The 25,985-nt window shown below is 34.9% G+C and carries 27 protein-coding genes; 9 read left to right on the top strand and 18 right to left on the bottom strand.

Annotation, left to right across the window (positions count from 1 at the left end):
- Positions 1-18 precede the first annotated feature (18 nt).
- Positions 19-1,101 (top strand): glycosyltransferase family 4 protein, encoded by a 1,083-nt coding sequence (locus VUJ46_RS12785; RefSeq protein WP_326981145.1) that lies wholly within the window; start codon positions 19-21, stop codon positions 1,099-1,101.
- Here the strand turns inward: VUJ46_RS12785 and rocD are convergent.
- The 6 genes from rocD to pdxA all read right to left on the bottom strand — a co-directional run bounded on the left by rocD (position 1,098) and on the right by pdxA (position 6,830).
- Positions 1,098-2,348 (bottom strand): ornithine--oxo-acid transaminase, encoded by a 1,251-nt coding sequence (gene rocD / locus VUJ46_RS12780; protein ID WP_326981144.1) that lies wholly within the window; start codon positions 2,346-2,348, stop codon positions 1,098-1,100. The genes VUJ46_RS12785 and rocD overlap by 4 nt on opposite strands.
- A gap of 452 nt (positions 2,349-2,800) precedes the next feature.
- The gene (gene accC, locus VUJ46_RS12775; protein WP_326981143.1) at positions 2,801-4,156 is read right to left on the bottom strand and encodes an acetyl-CoA carboxylase biotin carboxylase subunit; all 1,356 of its coding nucleotides are present in this window, start codon (positions 4,154-4,156) and stop codon (positions 2,801-2,803) included.
- Positions 4,157-4,254: 98 nt separating this feature from the next.
- Positions 4,255-4,740, bottom strand: a complete 486-nt coding sequence (accB, locus tag VUJ46_RS12770) for an acetyl-CoA carboxylase biotin carboxyl carrier protein (protein WP_326981142.1) — start codon at positions 4,738-4,740, stop codon at positions 4,255-4,257.
- 126 nt (positions 4,741-4,866) lie between these two features.
- A complete protein-coding gene (rpmF, locus tag VUJ46_RS12765) occupies positions 4,867-5,070 on the bottom strand; it encodes a 50S ribosomal protein L32 (RefSeq protein ID WP_007843326.1) in 204 nt (67 codons plus the stop codon).
- Between the two features lie 59 nt (positions 5,071-5,129).
- Positions 5,130-5,654 (bottom strand): YceD family protein, encoded by a 525-nt coding sequence (locus VUJ46_RS12760; protein ID WP_326981141.1) that lies wholly within the window; start codon positions 5,652-5,654, stop codon positions 5,130-5,132.
- 84 nt (positions 5,655-5,738) lie between these two features.
- On the bottom strand, positions 5,739-6,830 hold the full coding sequence (gene pdxA, locus VUJ46_RS12755) for a 4-hydroxythreonine-4-phosphate dehydrogenase PdxA (RefSeq protein WP_326981140.1): 1,092 nt from the start codon (positions 6,828-6,830) through the stop codon (positions 5,739-5,741).
- A gap of 49 nt (positions 6,831-6,879) precedes the next feature.
- Between pdxA and VUJ46_RS12750 the strand changes: the two genes are divergently transcribed.
- The 3 genes from VUJ46_RS12750 to VUJ46_RS12740 are packed head-to-tail and all read left to right on the top strand — an operon-like array spanning position 6,880 to position 9,615.
- The gene (locus VUJ46_RS12750) at positions 6,880-7,476 is read left to right on the top strand and encodes a riboflavin synthase (protein ID WP_267402358.1); all 597 of its coding nucleotides are present in this window, start codon (positions 6,880-6,882) and stop codon (positions 7,474-7,476) included.
- On the top strand, positions 7,466-8,920 hold the full coding sequence (locus VUJ46_RS12745) for a sensor histidine kinase (protein ID WP_326981139.1): 1,455 nt from the start codon (positions 7,466-7,468) through the stop codon (positions 8,918-8,920). The genes VUJ46_RS12750 and VUJ46_RS12745 overlap by 11 nt, the downstream gene beginning before the upstream one ends.
- Entirely contained in the window at positions 8,920-9,615 is a 696-nt protein-coding gene (locus tag VUJ46_RS12740) for a tRNA1(Val) (adenine(37)-N6)-methyltransferase (RefSeq protein WP_326981138.1), read from the top strand. Before VUJ46_RS12745 ends, VUJ46_RS12740 begins: the two co-directional genes overlap by 1 nt.
- A gap of 108 nt (positions 9,616-9,723) precedes the next feature.
- Here VUJ46_RS12740 and VUJ46_RS12735 read toward each other — a convergent pair whose 3' ends face one another.
- Together VUJ46_RS12735 and rpmH are read right to left on the bottom strand one after the other, a co-directional pair.
- Positions 9,724-10,434 (bottom strand): cell division ATP-binding protein FtsE, encoded by a 711-nt coding sequence (locus VUJ46_RS12735; RefSeq protein WP_267402352.1) that lies wholly within the window; start codon positions 10,432-10,434, stop codon positions 9,724-9,726.
- Positions 10,435-10,589: 155 nt separating this feature from the next.
- Complete coding sequence (gene rpmH / locus VUJ46_RS12730; RefSeq protein ID WP_039365072.1) at positions 10,590-10,748, bottom strand: 50S ribosomal protein L34; 159 nt, start codon at positions 10,746-10,748, stop codon at positions 10,590-10,592.
- Positions 10,749-10,988: 240 nt separating this feature from the next.
- Here rpmH and VUJ46_RS12725 point away from each other — a divergent pair, with 240 nt between their 5' ends.
- A complete protein-coding gene (locus VUJ46_RS12725; RefSeq protein WP_326985098.1) occupies positions 10,989-11,993 on the top strand; it encodes a DHH family phosphoesterase in 1,005 nt (334 codons plus the stop codon).
- A 142-nt stretch (positions 11,994-12,135) separates the two neighbouring features.
- Here the strand turns inward: VUJ46_RS12725 and VUJ46_RS12720 are convergent, their stop codons facing one another.
- The 7 genes from VUJ46_RS12720 to tilS all read right to left on the bottom strand — a co-directional run bounded on the left by VUJ46_RS12720 (position 12,136) and on the right by tilS (position 19,476).
- On the bottom strand, positions 12,136-12,942 hold the full coding sequence (locus VUJ46_RS12720) for a patatin-like phospholipase family protein (RefSeq protein ID WP_326981137.1): 807 nt from the start codon (positions 12,940-12,942) through the stop codon (positions 12,136-12,138).
- Positions 12,943-12,990: 48 nt separating this feature from the next.
- A complete protein-coding gene (locus VUJ46_RS12715) occupies positions 12,991-13,812 on the bottom strand; it encodes a hypothetical protein (RefSeq protein ID WP_326981136.1) in 822 nt (273 codons plus the stop codon).
- A gap of 9 nt (positions 13,813-13,821) precedes the next feature.
- Positions 13,822-14,604, bottom strand: coding sequence for an alpha/beta fold hydrolase (locus VUJ46_RS12710; RefSeq protein ID WP_326981135.1), 783 nt, complete (start codon positions 14,602-14,604; stop codon positions 13,822-13,824).
- Between the two features lie 11 nt (positions 14,605-14,615).
- A complete protein-coding gene (locus VUJ46_RS12705; protein WP_326981134.1) occupies positions 14,616-15,143 on the bottom strand; it encodes a hypothetical protein in 528 nt (175 codons plus the stop codon).
- Between the two features lie 64 nt (positions 15,144-15,207).
- Positions 15,208-15,735: a biopolymer transporter ExbD gene (locus VUJ46_RS12700; protein WP_326981133.1), complete on the bottom strand. Its 528-nt coding sequence runs from the start codon at positions 15,733-15,735 to the stop codon at positions 15,208-15,210.
- Positions 15,736-16,076: 341 nt separating this feature from the next.
- Positions 16,077-18,155, bottom strand: a complete 2,079-nt coding sequence (locus tag VUJ46_RS12695) for a protein-disulfide reductase DsbD family protein (protein ID WP_326981132.1) — start codon at positions 18,153-18,155, stop codon at positions 16,077-16,079.
- A gap of 1 nt (position 18,156) precedes the next feature.
- The gene (gene tilS / locus VUJ46_RS12690; RefSeq protein WP_326981131.1) at positions 18,157-19,476 is read right to left on the bottom strand and encodes a tRNA lysidine(34) synthetase TilS; all 1,320 of its coding nucleotides are present in this window, start codon (positions 19,474-19,476) and stop codon (positions 18,157-18,159) included.
- A gap of 86 nt (positions 19,477-19,562) precedes the next feature.
- Here tilS and VUJ46_RS12685 point away from each other — a divergent pair, with 86 nt between their 5' ends.
- From VUJ46_RS12685 to VUJ46_RS12670, 4 genes are all read left to right on the top strand, one after another.
- The gene (locus VUJ46_RS12685; RefSeq protein WP_326981130.1) at positions 19,563-20,396 is read left to right on the top strand and encodes an OmpA family protein; all 834 of its coding nucleotides are present in this window, start codon (positions 19,563-19,565) and stop codon (positions 20,394-20,396) included.
- A gap of 354 nt (positions 20,397-20,750) precedes the next feature.
- Positions 20,751-21,398: an O-methyltransferase gene (locus tag VUJ46_RS12680; protein ID WP_326981129.1), complete on the top strand. Its 648-nt coding sequence runs from the start codon at positions 20,751-20,753 to the stop codon at positions 21,396-21,398.
- A gap of 90 nt (positions 21,399-21,488) precedes the next feature.
- Positions 21,489-22,205 (top strand): C40 family peptidase, encoded by a 717-nt coding sequence (locus VUJ46_RS12675; protein ID WP_326981128.1) that lies wholly within the window; start codon positions 21,489-21,491, stop codon positions 22,203-22,205.
- Between the two features lie 14 nt (positions 22,206-22,219).
- On the top strand, positions 22,220-23,452 hold the full coding sequence (locus VUJ46_RS12670) for a 3-deoxy-D-manno-octulosonic acid transferase (RefSeq protein WP_326981127.1): 1,233 nt from the start codon (positions 22,220-22,222) through the stop codon (positions 23,450-23,452).
- Here VUJ46_RS12670 and VUJ46_RS12665 read toward each other — a convergent pair.
- The 3 genes from VUJ46_RS12665 to VUJ46_RS12655 are packed head-to-tail and all read right to left on the bottom strand — an operon-like array spanning position 23,444 to position 25,819.
- On the bottom strand, positions 23,444-24,070 hold the full coding sequence (locus VUJ46_RS12665) for a deoxyuridine 5'-triphosphate nucleotidohydrolase (RefSeq protein ID WP_326981126.1): 627 nt from the start codon (positions 24,068-24,070) through the stop codon (positions 23,444-23,446). The genes VUJ46_RS12670 and VUJ46_RS12665 overlap by 9 nt on opposite strands.
- Positions 24,070-24,828, bottom strand: coding sequence for a glycosyltransferase family 2 protein (locus VUJ46_RS12660; RefSeq protein WP_326981125.1), 759 nt, complete (start codon positions 24,826-24,828; stop codon positions 24,070-24,072). The genes VUJ46_RS12665 and VUJ46_RS12660 overlap by 1 nt, the downstream gene beginning before the upstream one ends.
- A 13-nt stretch (positions 24,829-24,841) precedes the next feature.
- A complete protein-coding gene (locus VUJ46_RS12655) occupies positions 24,842-25,819 on the bottom strand; it encodes an acyltransferase family protein (protein ID WP_326981124.1) in 978 nt (325 codons plus the stop codon).
- Between the last annotated feature and the right edge of the window lie 166 nt (positions 25,820-25,985).

Below are 25,985 nucleotides of genomic sequence, written 5' to 3'. Positions count from 1 at the left end.
CATTATTCGTCGTAAACTATGGCAAAGATTTTAATTGACCTTGAACGTCTTAGGTATCCCAACTCAGGTATTGCCAATGTGTTTCGAAATCTTACGAAGGGATTACTTGAAAGTAATTCTAAATTTGAGATCGCTTATTTTGGAAATAAAGAACAGCTTGGAAAGTTTAAAAATATACAGGCCTGTGTTTTCTGGAATAAGACCCATAAGTTTTTTGAGCGTTTCAGTGGTCAGTTTGACTTGATCCATGTAAGTCATCAGCTTTCATCTTATTTTCATCGCAATTATAAAAATACCCTTAAAATCGTAACACTTCATGATCTAAATTTTTTACATGAAAACCTCACTGAATCCAAAAAAAGAAAAATGCTGGGGAAGGTGAGAAGTAACGTTAAAAATGCGGATTATATCGTTTGTATCTCTGAATATGCCAAAAAGGATTTAATACAGAATAAAGGGCTTTTTACATTTAATAAACTTAAGGATATTGTTGTCATTCATAACGGGATTCAACTTCCTGAAGATAAAGAATATGATTTGGGAAAATACCGTTTTCTAAAGAATATAAAATATATCCTCAACATTGGTGTGCTCTTTAGCAAAAAGAATCAGCTGACTTTAATTGAAATGTTACCCTATATCGATAAAGATTTGGTTCTTTTGGCTTCGGATGAAAGGCAGCCTTATGCAGATGAGGTTAGAAAAAGAATTAAAGACTTAAATCTGGAATGCAGGGTTCATTTTCTGAGAAATGTTTCTGAAGAAGAAAAGTATGCTATTATACAGCATTGTGAAACCATGTGTCATCCATCGATAGCAGAAGGTTTTGGAATTCCGCCTATAGAAGCTATGGCATTTGGGAAACCGGTATTCCTTTCAAGATATACCAGCCTTCCCGAGATTGGCGGAGATCAGGCTTTTTATTTTGATAATTTTGAACCTAAAGCCATGAGTGCTCTTTTTCAGGAAAAAATGACGATTTATAACAGGAATAAAGAAGTGATGAGTGAGGATATAAAAAATTGGACAAAGCAATATAGTTATAAAGCCATGTCCAATAATTATCTTAAGTTTTATGAAAAAATTCTTAATCAGAATTAATTCCCAAATTCTAATACTGTTTTTTCAATAATTTTTACACAATCTAATAATTGCTCTTCAGTAATTACCAAAGGTGGTGCCAATCTGATGATATTTCCGTGAGTTGGTTTAGCCAGTAAGCCGTTTTCTTTTAATTGTAAACAAATATTCCATGCAGTAGAGCTGTCTGGAGTATCATTGATTAAGATTGCATTAAGTAAACCTTTTCCTCTTACTTTAGTGATCAGGCTTGTTTTGTCGATCAGTTTTTCGATTTTGCTTCTGAATAATTTTCCTAATTCTTCCGCTCTTTCAGATAATTTTTCTTCTTCAACAACATTTAAAGCTGCAACTGCAACCGCACAAGCAATCGGGTTTCCTCCGAAAGTAGAACCATGTTGTCCGGGCTTAATCACATTCATGATTTCATTGTTTGCTAAAACTGCTGAAACAGGATACATTCCGCCAGAAAGTGCTTTTCCTAGAATCAAAATATCAGGCTGAACATCTTCGTGATGACAAGCAATTAATTTTCCGGTTCTTGCAATACCTGTCTGAACTTCGTCTGCAATAAAAAGAACATTGTGTTTTTTACACAGTTCAGAAGCATTTTTAAGGAAGTTTTCATCCGGAACATATACTCCGGCTTCTCCTTGAATAGGTTCAACTAAAAATGCTGCAATATTATCTGCTTCATTTTTTAAAACTTCTTCTAAAGCATTGATATCGTTGTATGGAATTTTGATAAATCCAGGAGTGAAAGGTCCGTAATTTTGATTGGCATCAGGGTCATTCGAGAAAGAAACAATGGTTGTTGTTCTTCCGTGGAAATTGTTTTCGCAAACAATGATTTTTGCTGCGTTCTCTGAAATTCCTTTTACTTCGTAGCTCCATTTTCTGGCTAATTTTACGGCAGTTTCCACAGCTTCAGCACCGGAATTCATGGGTAAAACTTTATCAAATCCGAATAGAGTAGTGATCTTTTGTTCGTATTCTCCTAATTTCGAGTTGTAAAATGCTCTTGAAGTTAAGGCTAATTTTTTAGCCTGCTCCACTAAAGCATCTACAATTTTAGGATGAGAATGCCCTTGATTCACAGCAGAATACGCTGAGAGAAAATCATAATATCTTCTGCCTTCCACATCCCAAACAAAAACGCCTTCTCCTTTGTCTAGAACAACTGGAAGAGGGTGGTAGTTGTGAGCGCCATGTTTGTCTTCAAGGTCAATAAAATACTGTGAGTTTTTTGCTGTTTCTACTGTTGACATATATTTTGGTTTTGGACAAAGTTAAACATTATAAATGATATTCCTCAGCAGAGATCTTATCCGTCATAAGTGCTTGTCTGAGGTGTAAATTAAGGCATATCAGGATAAGTTGGATATCCCGTTTAATTTAATTATTGATTACGGTGATAATATCTTTTCTGCCAACTTTGTCAAAGTTCTGAACTTTGACAAAGTTTTTTTATAAAAGAAAAACTGCCTCCAAAGAGACAGTTTCAAGTTTTCTATTTTAAATAATCTTAGAGGCTGTTTAAATTTTATTGCCAAAAATTTTTATAGCTATTTTGAGATGGATTTTTTGCTTCGTGTTTGCAGATTTAGCGGGCCAAATCAAAAATAGGAAGTGAAAAATACGCTCAAAAGAGCATCAAAATTGAGCAAAGATCAACTTCATTAAGGATAATAAATAAAACGGTAAAATTTTAAACAGGCTCTTAGTGATTATCATATTTTTTATCCATTACAAAATCCTCCATGAATTTCGTCGTGTAGTTTCCTGCAAGATAATCTTCATTATCCATTAGTTGTCTGTGGAAAGGAATAGTTGTTTTTACTCCTTCAATATAGAATTCTTCCAACGCTCTTCTCATTTTTGCAATCGCTTCTTCGCGAGTTTGAGCCGTCGTGATCAACTTAGCAATCATTGAATCGTAGTTTGAAGGAATTGAATATCCAGAATATACGTGAGTATCTACTCGGATTCCGTGTCCGCCAGGAATATTTAATCCGGTGATTTTTCCCGGAGAGGGTCTGAAATCAGCATAAGGATCTTCCGCGTTGATTCTACACTCAATAGAATGCAATTTCGGATAATAATTAATACCTGAAATCGGAGTTCCTGCAGCCAAAAGAATTTGTTCTCTGATTAAGTCATAATCAATAACCTGCTCAGTAATAGGGTGTTCTACCTGAATTCTCGTATTCATTTCCATGAAATAGAAATTTCTGTGCTTGTCTACAAGGAATTCAATAGTTCCTACCCCTTCATATCCAATGAATTCTGCTGCTTTTACCGCTGCTTCACCCATTCTCTCACGAAGATCATCAGTCATGAAAGGAGAAGGTGTTTCTTCCGTTAATTTCTGATTTCTTCTCTGAACTGAACAGTCTCTTTCAGAAAGGTGGCAAGCTTTACCAAATTGGTCACCTGCTACCTGAATTTCAATATGTCTGGGCTCTTCAATCAGTTTTTCCATGTACATCCCTCCGTTTCCGAATGCAGCCACAGCTTCCTGAATTGCAGATTCCCAGTGTTCTTTAAGATCTTCAGCTTTCCAAACAGCTCTCATCCCTTTTCCACCACCACCGGCAGTCGCTTTGATCATTACAGGATAACCTGTTTCTTCAGCAGTTTTTACAGCGTGCTCGTAAGATTCGATCAAACCGTCAGAACCAGGTACGCAAGGTACTCCGGCAGCTTTCATGGTCGCTTTAGCATTTGCTTTGTCTCCCATTTTCTCGATCTGTTCCGGAGAAGCACCAATAAATTTGATACCATTTTTCTGGCAGATTCTTGAGAAGTTAGCATTTTCAGATAAGAATCCGTAACCTGGGTGAATCGCATCTGCATTTGTAATTTCTGCAGCAGCAATAATGTTAGGGATTTTCAGATATGAGTCTTTGCTCATTGCAGGACCAATACAAACAGCCTCGTCAGCAAATCTTACATGAAGACTGTCTTTATCGGCAGTAGAGTATACCGCCACAGTTTTGATTCCCATTTCTTTACAAGTACGTAAGATACGCATTGCAATCTCGCCACGATTGGCAATTAATATTTTTTTGAACATCTTCTTCAATTTGAAAATTAGATAATTTGAAAATTAGATAATGTTATTTTAATGTAGAATTTAATCTAACATCTAATGTCTAACATCTAACCTCTTAATTAAGATGGATCTACCAGGAATAATGGTTGGTCGTATTCTACAGGGGTAGCATCATCAACTAAAATCTTAACGATTTTTCCGCTTACTTCAGAATCAATTTGGTTGAATAATTTCATTGCTTCGATTACGCAAACAACTTTACCAACAGAAACTTCGTCACCTACATTTACGAATACGTCTTTATCAGGAGATGGCTTTCTGTAGAAAGTTCCGATCATTGGAGATTTAATCGTGATATATTTGCTGTCATCAGATGCAGCTTCAGTTTTTTCAACAGCAAGAGCAGCAGGAGTTGTTACTGGTGCAGGAGCAGCAGCCACTTGCTGAGGAGCAGTGTGGTAAACTGCAGGTTGAGCATAAGCAACTTCGCTTCCAGCTAATGGAGTTTTAATAGTGATTTCGAAATCTTTAGTTTTGTACTTCACCTCAGAAACCTCTGCCTTAGATACAAACTTGATAAGATTTTGTATGTCTTTAATGTCCATAAATTTGATATTTGATTTTTGCCAAAGATACCAAAAAAACGTAAAAAACAACAAAAAACCGCCAAATTTTATCAAAATTGGGCGGTTTTTGTATTAAAATGAGGCTTTTTCAGCGAAAAGCGACTCTTAGTTTTCTTCAGTAGTTGCTACTTCTTTTTCCAATACTACTTTACCTCTGTAGTAAAGTTTTCCTTCATGCCAGTGAGCTCTGTGGTATAGGTGAAGCTCTCCTGTTGTTGCATCTTTTGCTAATTGAGGAACTACAGCTTTATAGTGAGTTCTTCTCTTATCTCTTCTTGTAGACGACTGTCTTCTCTTTGGATGTGCCATTTTGTAATAACTTTTTTAATTGATGAGCGATGAGATTCATCATCCCATCATTAAACTATTTAATTTTTATTCTTTAAATTTTTTAAAGCGTCCCATCTTGGGTCACTTTCATGTTCTTTCTCTTCTTCAGTTTCTTTCGGACTGAACTTGTTTAGAATTTCAAGATCTTCTTCACTTACGTTGGGTGATATCTTTTTCATTGGAATGGAAAGCATCACATTTTCATAAATAAGATGTGCTACATTGAAAGCATGATCATTGGTAGGTATTGTGATTACATCTTCTTCGCTGTCATCATATTCCTCACCGAATTTTACCAAAACTCTTATCTCATTTTCAATAGAATGGTCGAAATTTTCGTTGCTTATGTCGCAAACCAATTCCAATAATCCTTCTATTTTAATCTCAAATTCCAGGAAAGTAGAGTGTTTGTCTAATAAAACATCCACTGCGATTCTGGGATTTGTAAATTCCTGTTCAGTGTCGAATAATTGAAAGAACTCTTTATCTATCTCAAACCTGAACTCGTGCTTGCCGGTTTTCAATCCGGAAAAGCTTACGTCGTAGTTTCTTAACTTGTCCATAAAATGAGTGTGCAAAAATATGCAATTTTTTTATAATAACAAATAAATTTCCTAACAAATTAATTTAAAATTTGCATCAACATTTTAAGACTCAGTTTCATCAGGAAGATCTTCATCAATTCCGTTGTCCATCGCCATTTTCCTTGGCTGCATACGGTTTTGCATCAGTTCGTTGTACTCCTGTCTGTTCTTGAAAACTTTAATGGCTGTGAAGATCGACTCCATAAAACTCTGTTCATCGGCTAAATTTTTTCCCGCAATATCATAGGCAACACCGTGATCGGGAGATGTTCTGATGAAAGGAAGTCCTGCTGTATAATTAACACCTTCTTCATACGCTAACGTTTTGAATGGTGCTAAACCTTGGTCGTGATACATCGCTAATACTGCGTCGAAGCTCTTGTACTTATTTGGCTGGAAAAAGCTGTCCGCCGGAAAAGGGCCAAAAGTAAGAATTCCATTATCCGAAAGCTCTCTGATGGCGGGTTCAATAATCTCTATTTCCTCAGTTCCGATCACGCCGCCGTCTCCTGAATGAGGGTTTAATCCTAAAACGGCAATTTTAGGTTTAGAAATGTTAAAATCTTCGATCAGCGTCTGGTTTAGCATTCTGATCTGTTTCTTTATTTTTTCTTTTGAAATACTTTCAGCAACTTTTGAAATTGGAATATGGTGCGTAGAAACAGCAACTTTCAAATCTTCGGTTACCAGAAACATCAATCCTTTTTTGTTGAACTTTTCTTCAAAATATCCGGTGTGGCCGGTATGTTTAAAACCCATTTTCACCATTTCGTCTTTATTGATAGGCGCGGTAACAATAACATCAATATCTCCTTTAATTAAAGCTTCGGTAGCCGCTTCCAGAGAATCGATCGCCATTTTGGTAGATTCTTCGGTAGGTTTTCCCAATTCTACATTCACATTATCTTTCACAAGGTTTACCATATTCAGTTTTCCTGCCTGTGCCTGTGAAGGTTCGTTGATGTAATTGAAATTGAGATTTAATTTAAAAATATTTTTCTGATAGGTAAATAATTTTCCCGAACCAAAAATTACCGGAGTGAAAAAATCCGTGATGGTTTTGTCTTTCAGGCATTTCATAATGATCTCAGGGCCGATGCCGTTGAAATCGCCGATTGAAATTCCTACTCGTACTTTATGGTTTTTTGGGCTCATTTTGATTATCTTTGAAGATTATAATTTTACAAATTTAGCAAAAAATAATATGTTCACAGGAATTATTGAAGCAGTTGGGGTTATTGAGAAAATTGAGGAAAACGGAAGTAATATAGATTTTACCCTTACATGCCCTTTTACTAATGAATTAAAGATAGATCAAAGCCTTGCACATAACGGTTGTTGTTTAACGGTGGTGAAAATTGAAGGAGATCAATATGTGGTGACCGCTATCAACGAAACTCTTGAAAAAACAAATCTTGGAAAGTGGGAAGTTGGTTCTGTGGTAAATCTTGAACGTTGCATGAAAATGGACGGAAGATTAGACGGGCACATCGTACAAGGGCATGTAGATAAAACCGGAGAAGTGGTAAGCATTGAAAATAAAGACGGAAGTTATTTCATTACCATTAAATACGAAGATAACGGAAGTTTTGTAACGGTTCCTCAGGGTTCAATTACAGTCAATGGAATTAGTTTAACGGTTGCAAAAAGTGAAGACACTCAGTTTTCCGTAGCAATTATTCCTTATACTTGGGAATTTACCAACATGAAACATTTAAAATCAGGAGATAAGGTAAATCTTGAATTTGATATAATTGGTAAGTATATTGCTAGGTTAATTAATAAACAGAATGTCAATTAATATTTACAGGGGATATAGCTTAAGAAACCGGGTGTTTTTCGGTTTTTTACTGGTATGTCTTTTAAGTGTTGCTGCTTCTTCGCTGGTGCCGTACTTTGTTCTCCGGAATAATTCTCTTGAGGAGAGCCGTATTGATATGCAGGATAAAACCAATGCTGTCATGGGTTATCTGGATTATGCCGTAAGCAGAACCCAGGTGCAGACCGGGGATCTTCCGCGTGTTTTGGGAAATAAAATTCTGGAAATTGCAGATATTAATCAGCACGATATTATTATTTATGATCTGAAAGGAAATTATCTCCTTTCGAATAGAGATTCTGATCTTATTGAGCAGAAAATTATTCCCATCAATATTGTCAATAAAATTCTGTCTACCGATGCACGGGTGGATATTCGTGGGTACGACCAGACAAAAGATGCAGTTTTTACCTCGTCTTATATTCTGTTGAGAAATAATGTGCTGGAGCCGATCGGGATTGTGTATATTCCGCTATATCACAACGAATCTGCTTATCTTGAAGTACTTCATAAGTATGTAAAATATATTCTTTTAGTCGATCTTTTTTTAATTCTTTTCAGTATTTGGCTGAGTTGGGTAACATCAAATAATTTAGCAAAAACGATTACTAAATTTTCTGATATGATCACACGTATTACCTTATTTGAGAATGAGATGCGCCCCATCAGATATTATAAAAATGATGAATTAAATGCTTTGGCGAGAGCTTATAACCGAATGATTCTTCAGATTCAGGATCAAAAAGAAAGGCTTCGTTTTAAAGCATCGGAAGAAGCTTGGCGAGAAATGGCAAAACAGGTAGCTCATGAGGTGAAAAACCCCTTAACACCAATGAAACTGACTATTCAGAATTTTGAAAGAAAATTTGATCCAGAAGATCCGAATATCAGAGAAAGAGTAAAGCAAATGAGCAAAACAATGGTAGATCAGATTGATTTGATTGCCACAGTTGCCTCTGCCTTCTCAGAATTTGCCAAATTGCCTGAAAAAAATAATGAAGTCATTAATCTGAATACCGAAGTGGAAGATATTCTGCGTGTTTTCAATGATGATAGTATTTTCATGCATTCCAATAAAAGTAATATCATGATTAATATGGATAGGATTTACCTTTCCAGGATCATTACCAATTTGGTGACGAATGCTAAACAGGCGGTAAGTGATGATCGGAAATTGATTATTAATGTAGATGTAGAACAACATCAGAGAAGGGTGATGATTTCTATACAGGACAACGGAATCGGTATTCCTGAAAATATGTACGAAAGAATTTTTGAACCTAATTTTACCTCAAAAAACAGCGGAATGGGACTTGGCCTATCAATGGTTCGAAAGATGATCGAAGATTATAAAGGCGAGATCGCTGTAAGGTCTGAAGTCGGCAAGGGCTCTACATTTACCATTACATTACCTACGAATTTATAGTGAAACCTTTTCAGTTTAAACAGTTTGAGATTCAACAGTCAAAAGACGTCTTCCGTGTAGGAACGGACGGTGTTTTGCTGGGCGCTTTAGCAAATGTGAGTGAAGCTTCGAATGTTCTGGAAATTGGAACGGGAACAGGCTTAATTTCACTAATGTTAGCGCAAAGAAATACGAAAGCTAAGTTTTTAGGAATTGATATCAACGATGAGGCTGTAAAGTTTACCCATATCAATTTTCAAAACTCACCTTTTGCGTCGAGACTGAAAAATATTTATCATGATTTTAAATATTTTGAAATAGAAGAAAAGTTTGATTTAATTGTTTCAAATCCACCCTATTTTGAAGCTTCAGATTCTGAAAAAGATAAGATTGCACGACAAACGGTTGAATTGAATTTCAGACAACTCATTTCAAAATCATCAGAATTACTTACCAAAAAAGGAATTTTTTCCGTCATTATTCCTGTTGAGGCCGGGCTTGAATTTTCTAAAATTGCCAGAGAAAACGGTTTTCATTTAATAAAAGAAATTAATATAATAGGAATTGAAAATTCAAAAATAAAAAGACAGATTTTAGAATTTTCTTTGATTAAAAGACCTTTCGAAGAACTGGAATTTATTATAGAAAAAAGTCCGAGACAATACTCGGACCAATATCTTGAACTCACCAAAGAGTTTCATATTTTTCGTAAATAAAATATTTTATTTTGAACCATTAAAAAGAATTAAGTTAGTAGTGCTTTGAAATCTAATAATTTCTCTTAATGGAACTTAATTTCTTTAATAGATCTTAACGGTTTAAATTTATTCAAATAATTCTGCTGTATCCAACACAGAAACTTTTCCATCCTCACATCTGATTGCTTCTCCAGGGAAGTTTTGGATCATGTGATAATCGTGCGTTGCCATTACCACAGCAGCTCCGTTTTCAAGAGCAACCTGCTTTAGCAGCGTCATAATTTCATTGGAAGTTTCAGGGTCAAGATTTCCGGTAGGCTCATCTGCCAAAATAAGATCCGGATGATTTAGTAAGGCTCTTGCAATCGCCACACGTTGCTGCTCTCCACCAGAAAGTTCGTGAGGCATTTTGTGCTTCTTGCTCTTCATGTTTACGCTTCCTAAAACCTCGTTGATACGGTCTTCCATTTTTGTTTTGTCATTCCATCCGGTGGCTTCAAGTACGAATTTCAGGTTCTTTTCAACCGTTCTGTCAGAAAGCAATTGGAAATCCTGGAAAACAATGCCTAGCTTTCTTCTTAAATTCGGAATGTCGGAAGTTCTCAGTTTAGCCAAATCAAAACCTACCACCGCTCCGTGTCCTGAAGCTAATGGAATATGCCCGTACAAAGTCTTTAGCAATGAACTTTTTCCGGAACCTGTTTTTCCGATAAGATAGCAGAATCTTCCTTTTTTAATGTTTAGATTAACATCAGAAAGAACAGTGAAGTTTTTTTGTGCGATTTTCGCGTGTTGCAAACTTATAATATTATCTCCGGAGATATTGGTATGTGGCATAAATTCGATTTTATAAGGCTTTTTCTGGAATATTTTTTCAGATTTTAAAAATAGAAAAAAGAAACGTAAGAACCTTGAATTTTAGGAAATTTTAACAACAAAAAATGCTCGAAAAATTTCTTTTCAAGCATGATTTGTATATGATAATAGAGTGATTATCTCTTAGCGCGTGCAGCACTTACAGTTAAACTCTTTCTGCCTTTAGCTCTTCTCGCAGCCAAAACTCTTCTTCCATTTGGCGTAGACATTCTTTCTCTGAAACCGTGTTTGTTTCTTCTTTTTCTCTCTGATGGCTGGAATGTTCTTTTACTCATTACTATATGTTTAAATCGTAATTATTCTATTAATTTTCAGGTTGCAAAGATATGGAATTTTTTAGAAGTTGCAAATATTCCTAAGTTTTTTTTGAAAATATTTGCAGTGTTTTTTAATGGATTACTGATAAACCTCCGCTGTAAAACGAATTCCTATTATATTTAAATAATAATATTAATGATTTATTTAAAAGCTCTATCTTTGGAGACTCAAAATTAAAGAAAAATTTAAACATAATGATGTTTACACCTGCAGAACTTTTAGAAATCAATACATTACTTATTCCAGAAAATAAAATAGTAATTCTTACTCATTATAATCCGGATGGAGATGCTATTGGTTCCAGTTTGGGTCTGAAACATTATTTAAAGGCAAAAGGAATTCACGCTGAAGTTGTGGTTCCAAATGATTTTCCGAAGTTTTTGAAATGGATGCCGGAATCTAAAAAAGCCATTATTGGTGAGTATAAAAGAAAGGTTGCATTCGATTTGATCAGCGAAGCGGATGTTATTTTCTGCTTAGATTTCAATTCACCTTCAAGAATTGGTTTGTTGGGAGATTGGCTAACGAAAGCGACAGCTAAAAAAATCCTTATCGATCATCATCAACAGCCGGAACAGTTTGATTTTGTCTATTCAGATACCGTTATTCCTGCGACTTGCCAGATGGTGTATCATTTTATCGAAGCGATGGGTGATGAAAATTTGGTTAATAATGATATTGCAGAATGTCTTTATACCGGAATTATGACGGATACCGGCGGTTTCCGTTTCCGTTCTACAAGTGCAACAACACATCGAATTATTGCGAATTTAATTGAAAAAGGAGCGGATCCTGCGATGATTACCTCCAATACCTGGGATACAAACACGGTTTCAAGACTTCATTTATTAGCCTTGATTTTAGGAAGAATTGAAGTGGTAAAAGAGGGTACGGTTGCGGTTTTATATCTTACCAGAGAAGAATTGAAGGAGTATGGCTTCCAGAAAGGAGATACCGAAGGTTTTGTAAATTACGGCCTAAGTATTTTGGGTGTAAAAATGTCCGCATTTTTCATGGAAGATCTGTATGAAGATTTTATTAAAATTTCTTTCAGAAGTAAAGATGATATGGATGTGAACCAGTTTTCAAGAAAATATTTCAATGGAGGAGGACACATCAACGCAGCAGGCGGAAAATCAAATGATTCTTTGTTGAATACGCTTGAAATCTTTAAAGAAAAAATAGAAGGAGAAAACTTATAGTTAAAAATAGAGAGGATTATTGATGAAATTTTCCTCTTTTTTTATCATGTCGAATAAAGCGAATAATTTTATTTAAATAATGAAATTATTTCTCAGCAATAACTTCTGGTAACCCCAAAAACTCTTCAATTCTAAAACCCTCTCACTCTAATTCTCTCAAACCTTTCGAGTATCCTTTCTCTTCCAATTCACGGCAGGTATATTCGTATACTTCCTGAAACATCACATCCAGCGATTTTTTGTTGAATAAACTGAATTTGGTCATCTTAGGAGGATCCAGAAAAATATCACAATGTTTTACTTTAGAATACACCGATTTGGCGATTGCTAAATGTAAGATCCGGTCAAATTCTTTCAGTAAACTCATGCTTTGCAGACTGTCGTAACTTATGGAATTAACGTGTGACGCAATTAAAAAATCACATTTATCAATAATAGGTTCAATCGGAAGATTGTCTAAAACACCGCCGTCAACATATATTTTCTCACCCATTTTCACGGGCGGCAGTACAAAAGGAACGCTTGACGATGCCAATAAAGGACCAAATAATTCGCCTTCTGAAAAGAAGTCAACAATCCCATGCGTCATTTCGGTGGCGGCCACGTAAACAGGTAATTTTAAAATATTAAAATCATCCTTAGGAAAATGATCTTTAAAAAGCTTTAAAATAAAATTAGAGCTGAAAATCCCATTTTTGGAAAGTCTCAGATATGATCTGGAAAAAAAAGTGGTCTCTCTTACAATTTCCATCATTTCATCGGGGGTTTTCCCGAAAGAATAGAAGGCTGCAATAATAGACCCTGCGCTGGTTCCCGAAATAATCTGGGGTTTCAGATCAAATTCCTCCAAAGCTTTTAAAACCGCAATATGGGCAATTCCGCGCATTCCTCCGCCCGAAAGTGTCAGCCCGATAACCGGTTTCTTTTTTTTGAAATTGAAAATTCTCATTAAAATAGTAAGTTCTGACTAAGATACGAGATTTTTTGAGGTTATGAATTAAGGCTCATCACATTCTGAATCTGTTTTAATGAAAAGAGATTCAAACTGTTTACTCATTTTTTCATCATGTTCAGGACGCTGAATTTCATCGTTAGCACAATTTCCCCATCCAAAGACAATCAGGTCAAGAATCGCATAATCTTTTTTGTATGAAGAATTCAAACGGCTTTCAAACTCATCCATTATTCTCTGCGGATCGCCATTTTTTTTACTCATTTGTTCACGCATTTTTCTCCATTCTTCAATGATTTCATTGTCTCCGGAGTTTAAAACACGGGCAAAATGACTGCAGCTTTTAAATTTAGAATTCAACAAAACGGAAGGATCAGAATAAGCCATTATTTTGATCTTATCCAGTTCGTATTCCTGAACCAAAGCTTGAGCTGTCTGGGTTTTAACATTCTGCCAATAAGGGGTATTGACCACTTTCAGATTTTGAATCAAGGCTTTCTTTTCTGTAAAATCTTTATCCAGTTTAGCGAGAAGCTGGTTTTTATCTCTTCTTACCTGCTGAAGGTCTTCCAGTTTAAAAACAGCAGGATCATTCAGAGAAAGACCACCCAGCTCAAACCAGAGTTTGTACGTGTTTTGGATTTCCTCTTTTGAATAGGTATTAGCATCAAAATAGCCCTTGTTTGTGCATAATTCTGTTTCAAAATTAAAGACTTCCTTCTTTATTTTCTTTGTTTGAAGACTGTCTTTTTTCTGAATTTCAGTATTGATAACAGAATCTTTTGCAGGATTTTTGCTGGCTGTTTTGCCTTCTTTTTTGCAATTAATTAAACAAAATAATAATGCTGAAAATAAGTAAATTCTCATAAAAATATTTTATAATACAAGGTGTTTTGGTAAGTTGTGAAGGAGCTCGGTATTAATGATCGCGGCGCAAATGCTCGGTTTTTCCCAATGCCCGTTGTGTCCGCAATCTAGAACATAAGATTTTATATTGGTTCTGTCCGGAAGATTTTTGATAAGCAATTCGGTTTTTACGGCGTTGTCGTGTTTTCCGGCAATGACTAAAATTTTGGCTTCCAAATTTTCAAGAATGTGTTTTTTATCAGTTCTCTCCACCATTCCTTTTACAGAAGCCAATGCTCCAAGATTGTTGGTGGAAAGTGCCGTTTGCAAAGCAATTTCAATCTTTCCTTCTAAAATATCTTTTTCATTTGGGTTGAAAAGATTCGGAACGCCGGCTCTTGCATAATGGGCAAACGCATCTTGTATAATTCGGTAACTTTTAATGCGCTGTGCTTTTTTCTCGGCATCATCCGGAAAATAAGTTGAGAAAAATAAAGTTAAACTTTTAAGATATTCAGGATATTTTTCTGCAAAACCTAAAGAAATATAACCACCCATGGAATGCCCCAATAAATGAACTTTTTTAAGATTCTGGCTGTCCAGCACCTTTTTTACTTCTTCGGCCACCAATTCCATCGTCTGTACTTCAGCGATAATTTCAGATTGCCCATGCCCTGGAAGATCAATCTTTAGCAAGGTGAAATTTTCAGACAAATGAGGTTCCATATCGCTCCAGATAGAAATATTTTCCATGAAGCCATGAAGCAGTACTAAAGTCTCTTTTCCGTTTCCTTTTTTCTCAAAATGTAGCATGATCTTACTTGTTAAAAGTGAATGTCAATATAATCAACAAATCCTGAACCATTCACCATATCCTGAAGTCTCCAAGTTTTACCGCCATCTTTCGACATAAAAGTTTTGGTTCCTTTTCTGGTATACGTTTTTCCGTTGTCGTTATCGGCAATACTTTGAGTAATTTCTCCGGTGAAATTCAGATGTTTGTCTGAAACTACGGCTACAAAACCTTTAATGGTAACGTTATTTTTACCGGATTTTATATCTCCAGAAATCGTATAATGGTCTCTTTCGCCATCAATTTTATCGAATTTTACCGATCCTGAATATTTAGGCGAACTGTCATTCTGATACGTGAACTTGTGTTCTCCATTGAAATCTTTAAAACGGTTTATACTGTTTTTAGCTTTAATGCTGTCATTGATTTTTGTTCTCGCAGCATTAATAGAATCAACAGCTGTTGTGCTGTCTGATTTGCCGTCTGTCGATTGTGTTTCTTTTTTTGAACACGAAATAATTATAGTAGCTAAAGCTATTGCGGTTAAGAAGTTTTTCATCAAAAAATAAAATTTTATCTCAAATGTAAACAAAAAAAGAGCATTTTGAAAATGCCCTCTCGTATTATTTGGTTAATTCTTCGTAAACTTTCTTTTCCCACGGCTTGATGTCGGTAATTCCGTAGCGTTCTTTTTTGGAGATCGCGATATTATCCAGCACATCTACAAAGTTCTTATAATTAGCATCATCGGTTGGTTTTATGATGATCGTGAAATTTTCCTTTTTCGGAGCATTATTATAAGCTTCCGCGATGATCTTTGTGATTTTTATGCCTCCAAAATCGGTTTCTTTCAGGTTGCTTGTATTTAAATCTTCGGCATCACTTTGATGATAGAAAACTCTGTCGTTTTTTCCTAGAATAAAGGTCACTTGATTTCTTTTGTCGATAAATTTATCAAGATTATTGATTGGATCTCTTGATTTTCCGGGCAATCCCAAATCCATTACATTCGGTTTTGTAAAATTAGTGGTAAACATAAAAAAGGTGATTAATAAAAATCCTAAGTCTACCATGGGAGTCATATCTACACGTATCGGTTTTTTACGTTGCTTGCTGCCTCCTTGTTTTTCTTGTGCAATTACTTCAGCCATAACTTTGATGTTTTTTAATGTTAAACAATTACTCTAGTGTTGAATATCGATGAGTATTGATCTGTAATGATTGATACAAAGCTAATACCTGAAACAGCTGTTTTTTATCTGAGAAATAGGAGATACTCCTTTGATTTATAAATTTATTTCTTTTTAGTTTTGATTAAAATGTTGATTATTATTTAGTTATGGTTTGTGTTTTATTAATGTTGTTGAAAGTCAAGTTGGCGCGTCAATTTATAAATTCAAACGTTTAGCAATCGGTAATTTTAAATTTCAGCTTTAAAAAACAAAAAACTCACGCCTTTCGACATGAGTTTTTCAATACTATTTTGAAGTTTTTATTTATTCTTTTTGTAATAATTGACTCCACATTCTAAGAATTTCTTGAAATCTTCTTTCGGCATATATCCTGAAACCGGAGTGTTAATCACTTTTCCGTCCGGAGTTACCAAAACATAATGCGGCTGAGAATTATTATTAAAATTAACCTGTTGGAATAAGCTCCATCTGTCACCAATGGTTTTTACTTTTTTTATCTGCCCTTCTCCTAAATCAATTTTTGTTTTCTGATCTTCAGGAAGTTCTTCTTTGTCATCCACATAAAGAGAAGCTAAAACTACATCATTTTGAAGAATTGGCAATACATCACTTTGGCTCCAGACGAATTCTTCCATTTTTCTACAGTTTTCACAACCGTAACCTGTGAAGTCAATCAAGATCGGCTTGTCTTCTTTTTTAGCCAATTCAATCGCTTTAAAGAAATCGTGTTCAGGATGCATTCCCAAAATTCCGTCTTTTTCATCATGGAAATAGCTAACATTTAACGGAGGTAAAATACCGCTTAATAATTGCAGTTTCGGACGCTCAGAAGGAATCAAGCCCTGAACCAGATAAATCACAAACCCGAATCCTAAAACTCCCAAAATCTTTCTTGTGATAGAAATTTTTGGTTTTTTATCATCGTGCGGGAATCTGATTAATCCAAATAAATATAATGCTAAACCTAACGCCACGATAATCCAAACCGCGATGAAAAGTTCTCTTTTTAATAAGAATGTTTTAGAAACTAAGTCTGCTTTTGACAAGAATTTTAACGCTAAAGCCAATTCCACAAAACCTAAAACCACTTTCACAGTATTCATCCAACCTCCCGATTTTGGAAGACTTTGCAACGCTTGCGGGAATAAAGCCAATAATCCAAAAATAATCGCCCAAGCCAATCCGAAACCTGCCAAAGCAAATGTTAGCAACATGGGAACGTTTGTAGAACCTGTTACGGCACTTCCCAATAAACTTCCCAAAATGGGTCCTGTACATGAGAAAGAAACGATAACCAACGTCAACGCCATGAAGAAAATTCCGATGATTCCACCTGCTTCTTCCGCTTTTGAAGATTTGTTTGCAATCGAGCTTGGCAGCGTAATGTCGTAATATCCGAAGAAGCTTCCTGCAAAGAAAATAAATATGATGAAGAAGGCGATATTCAGCCAAACGCTTGTTGAAATTTCGTTGAAAATGTTTCCTGCAATCCCATCAATAATATGGAAAGGAACACTTAATAAAACGAAAATTAAAAAGATGAAAAATCCGTAGATTAAGGCATCTCTTTTTCCTTTTGCTTTGTTTTTACTTCCTTTGGTAAAGAACGAAACCGTTAACGGAATCATTGGAAATACACATGGCGTTAACAATGCAATTAGTCCTCCGATAAATCCTAAGAAAAGATAAGTCCAGTAGTTTTCATCAACCTTTGTAGAAGCAGTTCCGCAATCTGTCAAGGGATTTTGAAAATCAATCGACTCAATTTTTAATTGTTTAGGATCTAATTTTGATGTTTCAGTTACGGTAATTTGATCTTTTGCCGGATTTTCAACAACGGTTTCTGTTGTTACCGGAGCAGTTACAGAATCTTTTGCAGGTTCTGCTTTCTCCTCCGTTTTTGCTTCTTCAGTTGCCCCTTTTGGCATAACCTGTTTGTTGAATTCTAAGGTATTCGGAGCCAAACAAACACGGTCATCACAAGTCTGATAAGTAATTTCTGCTACAACATCAGCCGGTTTTGTTCCGTCTTTTAGCTTAAATTTTTGTTTGAATCCTGCGGAATTTGAATAAAAAACGATCTTTCCGCCAAAGGCTTCAGAAAATTCTTCATGTTTTTTTCCAACTTCCACGAATTTTCCAATCAGCTCAATATTTTTTCCGGAAACCTTGTATTCCGTCGGAATTCCCGTATCTTCAGGAATATCTCGTGAATAAATATGCCAACCGCTTTCCATCGTGGCATTCAACACGGCTTCGTATTGATTGTTTCCTAATTCGTTAACTGTAAATTTAAATTTTACGGGATTTTTGATTTGTGCATTAATTCCTGTCGCTAAAAACAACAGAATTAATAAAAACCAGTTTCTAAATTTCATCTTACTTTTCATTAAAAATTTTGAGAATTTTATTTGTCTTCTCATCCATTGCATATTTTCTATCTTGTCTGAAAGGTATGATTCCGAGTACGGAATTTTCACTGTCAGTTAATATCCAGATTTTTTGCCTCGCTAAAATAGATATTTTTTCGTCCCTAAAAAATTTAGAAACTTTCTTTTTCCCCGAAAACCCAATGGGATAAAACTCATCACCATCCTGCTGTCTTCTCAATCGCAGTGGGAAGCTGATTTTTTCAGCATCAAAGCTCCATTCGAAGTTTTTATTGATTTCTTCAATGTCGCTGATTATATTTTCGAGATTAATGACCATTTGGTTTTCAGAATAGTCAAATTTTTCAATTAAAAGAATTTCTTCAGGCTTATTGCTTATTGCTTTTTGCCTTTTGATTATAATCAATTCATCATAACTTACCATCAGCTGATACTCTTTTGAGAAAAAATGACTTCCGTTTTCGGCTTTAAAAATTTTTGAGATTTCTTCTTCCTGATTAAAACCGTACTTTTTTAAGATCTCGAATTTTACAAAATCATTTTCCTGATTAAGTCTTTCCTTTGATAGGATTTTATGCTCTTTGTTAAATATCGTCAGCCGATTTTCTTTTTCCTGAATCTGTTGCTGAACAAAATTTTTGGTTTGATTTAAATAAGAAGAGCTTTTTTGGAAGTTTTCCAGAAAATTTTCATTTGTTTCTAATAATTTCGGAACAATTTCAAGTCTGATTTTATTCCTTAAATAATCACTTTTTTTATTGGAAAGGTCTTCGCGGTATTCAATATGATTCCGGGTTGCAAACTCGTAGATTTCTTCTTTAGTAAAATCCAAAAGCGGTCTTAAAATATAATTGTCATTCGCAGGAATTCCGCTTAAACCATTAATTCCGGCAGCTTTTGAAAGATTAATGATAAACGTTTCCAATTGATCGTTCAGATGATGAGCCGTGACCAGAAATGTCAGTTTTTCTTTTTCCTGAATTTCTTTAAAGAATCGGTAGCGCAGTTCTCTTGCCCAAAGCTGGATCGAATTTTCAGGTTTTTTATCCTTTTCGGAAACCTGATACAGATGAAATTTAATATGATTTTTCTCACAAAAATCCTGAACTGTTTTCTGATCCAGTTCAGAATCTTCGCCGCGAAGTTTATAATTGATATGTGCGATTTCGAAAGAATAGCCTGAAGCTTTGAATAAAGCGGCCAGTACAATAGAATCGGCGCCTCCGCTTACCGCCAGAAGATAGTTCTGCTTTTCGGGGGAACCTGTAAGGCTTTCTAATCGGGTTCTGAAGTGTGTTTCTGTCAACATCTAGGTTGAGGATTTCTTTTATGCAAAGATAATTCATATAATTAAAATGAATTTTCTACCTTTGGTTCGTCTAAAAATGATTATTTATGAAATTTTTTAAAATCTTAGCGGTTTCTGCAATGGTGTTAGGGATGACATCTTGTATTAGCAAAAAGCAATACGATGCCTTGAGCTCGAATTACAAGCAATGTATCGAAAACGTAGGGGAGAGACAAAGAGAAATTCAGGATCTAAAGTCTCAGAACTCTGCTTTGACAAGTGAGAATAATTTATTAAAAAGCCAGCATGATGCTTTAAAATCATCTTTGGATGCTTGTTTATCCAACACGGGTAAAAGTTCTGCCAATATTGATAAACTGGTAGGAGAGATCAACGCTTCAAACTCTTATATCAAGCAGTTGATTTCTAATAATGCTAAAAACGACAGTTTAAATTTAGCATTATCAAACAAACTGAAAAGATCTTTGGATAATGTGACTGATGATGATGTTCAGGTGAAAGTACTGAAAGGAGTTGTGATGATTTCTCTTTCAGATAAGATGCTTTACAAAACGGGAGATTATAACATTTTGCCGGCAGCTCAGGAAGTGTTAGGAAAAGTAGCGAAAGTAATCAACGATTATGATAAATATTCTGTATTGATCGAAGGTAACACAGATAATGCAGCCTTGAATTCTTCAAGCTTACCAAGAGACAACTGGGATCTTTCAGCTTTGAGAGGTACAGCGGTTGCTAAAATATTACAGACTCAGTTTGGGGTAGATCCTGCCAGAATTACAGCAGGTGGTCGTTCAGAATATAATCCTAAAGCGACAAACATGAGCGTTTCAGGAAGAGCTGAAAACAGAAGAACAGAGATCATCATTATGCCTAAACTTGATGAGTTTATGAAATTGATGGATATTGCTCCGAAGAAATAAATGAAAAAGTGATAAACAAATAAATCCCGAATTGCTTCGGGATTTTTCTTTTTCATCAAATTAGTTCTTCTTTTTTCAATAATGAAATAATTTTCCGTAAAAATGAATTGGATATTTCGTTATTAGTTTTTTTTGAGGATAAAACCTTTGCCTCTTTTGATTGTACTGATTCGTGTTTAATAATTAGTTTTTCCATCGCTTATTATTTTTACCCTCAAGTGTGTGTTAATTCCTTGTTGCAAATGTACTGCGTTTTACAGGCACCAAACCATCCGTATTTTTACGGTAATTGATATGGGTTTTTCCCTATTTTGATTATATTTAAGTAAATTTGAATACCAAAAATTTTGTAGAATGAGCTTTTTTGAAGAAAAAAATCCTGAAATGGACAGGTATCTGGAAAATCACGCGTCTTCCGAACCTGAAATTCTGAAAAAACTAAGAAGAGAGACTTATCAGAAAACAACACAACCTCATATGATTTCAGGTTATCAGCAAGGAAGGTTACTAACAATGATCTCCCAAATGTTGCAGCCAAAAAATATTCTTGAAATCGGTACTTTTACGGGATATGCTACTCTTTGCCTTGCAACAGGTTTGCCAAAAGAAGGGAAATTAACCACATTGGATGTGAATGAGGATCTGGCGTATTTGCCGAAAAAATATTTTATCGAAAGTGAATATTCGAGTCAAATTAATTTTAAGCTTCAGGATGCGAAAGATTTTTTAAGAACTACAGACGAAATCTTCGATCTGGTGTTTATTGATGCGGATAAAGAAAATTACGCTGAATATTTCAAATTGATAAAACCGAGAACAAAATCCGGTTCTGTAGTGCTGTTTGATAATGTGCTTTGGTACGGAAAAGTACTGGAAGAAAATCCGAAGCAGAAATCGACGCAAATGATCAAGGAATTAAATGATTCCGTAGCAAAAGATAATGATTTTGAAAATCTTATTTTACCTTTGCGTGACGGTGTTAATTTTTTAAGAAGAAAATAAAATTAAAAGATTTAAATATTAAATTATTAAAAGATTAAGCAGTCTCTAATTTTTTAATTTTTAAATCATTCAATCTTTTAATTAAAGTTAATGAATAAAGGAATTTGTATTGTTACAGTGGCTCCCGTTCGTGCAGAAGGATCTGACAAAGCGGAAATTGTTACGGAAATATTGTTTGGGGAAAGTGCAGATATTCTGGAAGTGAATAAAAACTGGACCAGGATAAAAATGCATTATGACGGTTATGAAGGATGGATGGACACGAAACAGCTGAAGCCTGTAACAGACGAAGATCTCGCAAAACGAAAAGTGACTGTTGTTACGGAAGATTTTTCTTCTGTTCTGATGAATGACGGCAAAACTTTACTTTCAATAGGTTCGGAGGTAGAATTTCCTGTGGTAGCATCAAGAAGAAGTCATGATGTAAGAGAGAGTATTGCTTTAACGGCCAGAGAATTCCTGAATGTTCCTTATTTATGGGGCGGCAAAAGCTTTTTTGCGGTAGACTGCTCCGGTTTTACACAGTTGGTCTATAAAGTTCACAATATAAAATTGCCAAGGGATACTTCGCAGCAAGTGGAAGTGGGTGAGTCTCTAACTTTTGTTGAGGAAAGCCAGTTGGGTGATTTGGCATTTTTTGAAAACCCTGAAGGAAAAATTATCCATGTCGGTATTATGCTGGAGAATCAGAAAATTATTCATGCTTCGGGAAAGGTAAGAATTGATACATTGGATTCTACAGGGATTTTCAATAAAGAACTCAATAAGCATACCCATAAGCTAAGAGTCATTAAAAGTATTATTTAAAATAAAAATCAGGTTTGAAGTTTCTTTACAATATTTTTATAAGTCTGCTTATTTTCGGAATGAAAGTTTTTTCGTTTTTCAATGAGAAAACAAAAAAGGGAGTGGAGGGGCGAAAAAAGTCTTTGGAAAAAGTAAAATCAGCTTTAAAAAAATCAGATAAGGTCATCTGGATGCATGCCGCAAGTTTAGGCGAATATGAGCAGGGTTTACCGGTCTTAGAACAATTAAAACAAAGGTTTCCAACCCATAAAATTCTGATTACATTTTTCTCTCCCTCCGGCTATGAAAATGTGATTAAAAAGGAAAATATAGCAGATGTAATTTGCTATTTGCCTTTCGATAAAAAGAACAAAATAAAAGAATTTACTTCTCATTTTTCTACTGAACTATTTTTTACAGTGAAGTATGATTATTGGTATAATCTTTTGGAAGAGCTTAAAAATCAGAATGTAAAAACGTATGTTATCTCAGCGTTATTTTATGAAAGACAGGCATTTTTTACTTCTTATGGAAAATGGTTTGTAACACAATTGCAACAGCATATTGATTGGTTTTTTCATCAAACGCAAATGTCTTATGTTCTGGCAAAAAGTGTTGGCTTAGAAAATGCTTCTGTGACAGGAGATACGAGGTTTGATCGTGTAAAGCAATTGAGAGAAAGAGAAAATCAGGTTGATTTAGTTGATGAATTTATCGGTGAAGATCAAGTAATTGTTTTCGGAAGTTCCTGGCAGGCCGAGGATAAAATTGCGGAAGAAATCTCTGAGAAAAATCCCTCTGTTAAGCTTATTGTTGCGCCGCATGATTTAAAAAGAGTTCAGAACTTAAAGCTGATGTTTCCGGATGCTATTCTGTATAGTGAGATCAGTCATTCTTTATTGGCAGATTCACAGTCCAAAGTATTGATTATCGATTGTATCGGTTTACTTTCCAAATTATATTCTTATGCAGATATCGCTGTTGTTGGCGGTGGTTTCCATGATGCGGGACTTCATAATATCCTGGAGGCGGCTACTTTTGGCGTTCCTGTGATTTTCGGAAATAAATACAGGAAAAATCCTGAAGCCGATGAATTAATTTCTTTTGAAGGCGGAAAATCTTTCGATAATGAAAGTTTAGCGACTAGTTTTACTTTATTCCTTCTTGATGATGAAGAAATGCTTCATTCAATGTCTGAAAATGCTCAGAAATTTGTAGATGATAAACCGAATTCTACTGCGTTGATTATCGAAAAGATTTTATCTTAAAAATCCCTGACTTTTTATTTCTTTAATTATCATTTCAATATTATCTGGAATCTTATCGGAAGTCAGCCAGTTAAAGTCTAATCCGTTGTTGATGCAAAGTTTTTGTAGGTAATGATTTTCTTTAATTTTATCCGAAAGTTTGTCTAAATATTCATCAATTTCGATCCAATAATCTTCATCTAGTTTTTTAGTTAAAACCAATGCTTTGAAAATTTTATTGATGAGATAAATGTATAGTTTATACACATTATCAAACCGTTGAGTTCTCAAGTCATCATTGTAATCAAGGATTTTATTGATCATTAATAAGTTTAAAGAAACGTCTCCGAATTTATCGGTTGTAATCTTTACGTGCTCCGTGATTTCTGCGCTTAATTTTCGGATAATTCCTAGGAAATATTTTTGATTTCCTATATATTTTGAAGCCAAAAGAACTTTCTCACCGATCATTTCTTCCATTGCATCTCTTTTGTTATCGGTCGTTTCCTGATCGATTAGTTCGAAATACAGTTTTTTAGACAAAAGCTTATCTTTCTTAAGCAACCTGAAAATAAGACGGTCTTTTTCTATAGATGAAAAATTACTGAGTGCAGCTTTAAATTCTTTTGAATATTCCATTAATTAAATATTTTTGAATACTTCAGGAACCCGTTCATTGCCCAATTGGCAGTATAATACAATGATTTTATTGTTGAAAATCCCATAAAATCTTTATACACCAAATATTGGTCAACAATAATATTTTTTTTCTTTCTCGAAACGCTGTTTTCGCGCATTCTGTATTTTGCGAGGGTCTTTTTTACGGGATGACCTTCAGGAATTTCTTTCAATAAGTTCAGCCACATGACGTGATCTTCGCGCTTACTTTTTACAGGAAAGAAAAATTTTCCAACTCTTTTGGTGTCGTACATGGTGGAAACCGGAGCCAGCCTGCACGTTTTAAGCAAATTAGAAAAAGTAACAATTTTATCGGCCATGAAATCCTTTAAAATAGGCTCCATCGTATGCTCATCACATCTCGAATAGTTGCTGTAAACCAACTCTACGTTGTGTTCTTCCATATAATCTGTCATGGTTTCCAAATATTCAGGATACCAAAGATCATCAGAATCTAAGAAGGCAATATATCTTCCCTCAGCTCTTTCCAGGCTTTTATTGCGGGCATTTCCTGCGCCTCCATTTATCTGCAGTTTTTCGAGTTTTATTCTTGGATCATTGTATTTTCGGATGATTTCTACAGTATTGTCTTTAGAAAGGTCATCAGTAATCAGCCATTCCCAGTTTTCGTAGGTTTGGTTCAAGACAGATTGTATCGTTTCTTCGATGAATTCTGCAGAATTGTAACACGGCGTGATGATGGAAACAAGGTCTTTCATTGGTGATGTAAAATTATAAAAATTTCTTTTCGTATAAATGCCATGATGCAATTCCTACCCCAATAACAACAAACATACAGATAATCCCCATGAAATAAGGATTGTAATCTGTAAATAATCCTAAAGTGGCAAAAACTCTGATGATGGGGAAGTGGAAAATATAAATTCCGTAAGTGAAATCTCCGTACTTTCCGAAGTGGTTTAAAAACTTGAAAGAGTAGGCGATGTACAGAACGATAATGCTGATCATGATGGGTGAGAATAATTTAACTTTTAAAATTAAATCAAGCCAAACGGTTATGAAGGCAATAATAAATAGAGTATGCTTATGTTTAATAAATTGATCAAAATTAAAATAGATCAGCATTCCGCCGATAAAATAGCAGAGTGCGCCGGGGATCTGTCTTGAAAGCTCTACCTTTCCTATATGCTCAAAATAATTCAGATAGGCTAAAGAGAGGAAGTAAAATATAATTAAACTGATGTTTCGGTACTTATTGTTCTTTCCGAAAAATAAAAATAAAACGGGAACCAGAAAGTAATAGCACATCTCAATTTTTAATGTCCAAAGTGCTCCGTTTACAGCTCCATTTCCGAATACTCCAGGCAGATCCGGAGCCATAAAATTCATAAATACCGAATTCCATAAGAAGTATTTTAACGTTTTTATATTCGTGAAATACTGAGGAAAAGATAGCGTGCTTACAAGGCATAACAGCAGAGTGCACAGGATAACCACCAGCCAGTAAGCGGGAAGGATTCTTTTAAGCCTTTTCATTACGTATTTTTTCAAAGTACTCGTTCTTTCGTAGCTTCGGGCTATCAGAAAACCACTTACGATAAAGAAGGCAAAAACCGCGACTTCTACAGGACTGTGTTTTAGAAAGGCCAAATCCTGAGAGGCACTCAGATACCCTAAATGACCAACAAAAACGATGAAAGCGAGGAGAACACGGATAAAATCAAAATTATTTTTCGCGATGTCTTGCATTTGTATATTTTTAACAAAAATAGTTTTTTATTTTGAAGTTTGTGTTAAGCATACGTAAGCAAAGGTGTTTTGTGATGATTTACAGGATTAAATTTTTTTTCGGAGGTATAATTTTTTTGAATATCTTTGAAAATGTAAATTTCAGCAACGTTTTTTACAAAAAATG

It is taken from the genome of Chryseobacterium sp. MYb264 (genome assembly GCF_035974275.1).
Taxonomy (GTDB): domain Bacteria; phylum Bacteroidota; class Bacteroidia; order Flavobacteriales; family Weeksellaceae; genus Chryseobacterium.
The sequence above is the reverse complement of the archived record's forward strand: the minus strand, read 5'-3'. Positions and strand labels throughout refer to the sequence as shown.

Excerpts from the sequence above, each read along its gene's own strand:
- VUJ46_RS12785 (WP_326981145.1), top strand. The coding sequence starts at position 19 with ATGGCAAAGATTTTAATTGACCTTGAACGTCTTAGGTATCCCAACTCA.
- rocD (WP_326981144.1), bottom strand. The coding sequence starts at position 2,348 with ATGTCAACAGTAGAAACAGCAAAAAACTCACAGTATTTTATTGACCTT.
- accC (WP_326981143.1), bottom strand. The coding sequence starts at position 4,156 with ATGTTCAAAAAAATATTAATTGCCAATCGTGGCGAGATTGCAATGCGT.
- accB (WP_326981142.1), bottom strand. The coding sequence starts at position 4,740 with ATGGACATTAAAGACATACAAAATCTTATCAAGTTTGTATCTAAGGCA.
- rpmF (WP_007843326.1), bottom strand. The coding sequence starts at position 5,070 with ATGGCACATCCAAAGAGAAGACAGTCGTCTACAAGAAGAGATAAGAGA.
- VUJ46_RS12760 (WP_326981141.1), bottom strand. The coding sequence starts at position 5,654 with ATGGACAAGTTAAGAAACTACGACGTAAGCTTTTCCGGATTGAAAACC.
- pdxA (WP_326981140.1), bottom strand. The coding sequence starts at position 6,830 with ATGAGCCCAAAAAACCATAAAGTACGAGTAGGAATTTCAATCGGCGAT.
- VUJ46_RS12750 (WP_267402358.1), top strand. The coding sequence starts at position 6,880 with ATGTTCACAGGAATTATTGAAGCAGTTGGGGTTATTGAGAAAATTGAG.
- VUJ46_RS12745 (WP_326981139.1), top strand. The coding sequence starts at position 7,466 with ATGTCAATTAATATTTACAGGGGATATAGCTTAAGAAACCGGGTGTTT.
- VUJ46_RS12735 (WP_267402352.1), bottom strand. The coding sequence starts at position 10,434 with ATGCCACATACCAATATCTCCGGAGATAATATTATAAGTTTGCAACAC.
- rpmH (WP_039365072.1), bottom strand. The coding sequence starts at position 10,748 with ATGAGTAAAAGAACATTCCAGCCATCAGAGAGAAAAAGAAGAAACAAA.
- VUJ46_RS12725 (WP_326985098.1), top strand. The coding sequence starts at position 10,989 with ATGTTTACACCTGCAGAACTTTTAGAAATCAATACATTACTTATTCCA.
- VUJ46_RS12720 (WP_326981137.1), bottom strand. The coding sequence starts at position 12,942 with ATGAGAATTTTCAATTTCAAAAAAAAGAAACCGGTTATCGGGCTGACA.
- VUJ46_RS12715 (WP_326981136.1), bottom strand. The coding sequence starts at position 13,812 with ATGAGAATTTACTTATTTTCAGCATTATTATTTTGTTTAATTAATTGC.
- VUJ46_RS12710 (WP_326981135.1), bottom strand. The coding sequence starts at position 14,604 with ATGCTACATTTTGAGAAAAAAGGAAACGGAAAAGAGACTTTAGTACTG.
- VUJ46_RS12705 (WP_326981134.1), bottom strand. The coding sequence starts at position 15,143 with ATGAAAAACTTCTTAACCGCAATAGCTTTAGCTACTATAATTATTTCG.
- VUJ46_RS12700 (WP_326981133.1), bottom strand. The coding sequence starts at position 15,735 with ATGGCTGAAGTAATTGCACAAGAAAAACAAGGAGGCAGCAAGCAACGT.
- VUJ46_RS12695 (WP_326981132.1), bottom strand. The coding sequence starts at position 18,155 with ATGAAATTTAGAAACTGGTTTTTATTAATTCTGTTGTTTTTAGCGACA.
- tilS (WP_326981131.1), bottom strand. The coding sequence starts at position 19,476 with ATGTTGACAGAAACACACTTCAGAACCCGATTAGAAAGCCTTACAGGT.
- VUJ46_RS12685 (WP_326981130.1), top strand. The coding sequence starts at position 19,563 with ATGAAATTTTTTAAAATCTTAGCGGTTTCTGCAATGGTGTTAGGGATG.
- VUJ46_RS12680 (WP_326981129.1), top strand. The coding sequence starts at position 20,751 with ATGAGCTTTTTTGAAGAAAAAAATCCTGAAATGGACAGGTATCTGGAA.
- VUJ46_RS12675 (WP_326981128.1), top strand. The coding sequence starts at position 21,489 with ATGAATAAAGGAATTTGTATTGTTACAGTGGCTCCCGTTCGTGCAGAA.
- VUJ46_RS12665 (WP_326981126.1), bottom strand. The coding sequence starts at position 24,070 with ATGGAATATTCAAAAGAATTTAAAGCTGCACTCAGTAATTTTTCATCT.
- VUJ46_RS12660 (WP_326981125.1), bottom strand. The coding sequence starts at position 24,828 with ATGAAAGACCTTGTTTCCATCATCACGCCGTGTTACAATTCTGCAGAA.
- VUJ46_RS12655 (WP_326981124.1), bottom strand. The coding sequence starts at position 25,819 with ATGCAAGACATCGCGAAAAATAATTTTGATTTTATCCGTGTTCTCCTC.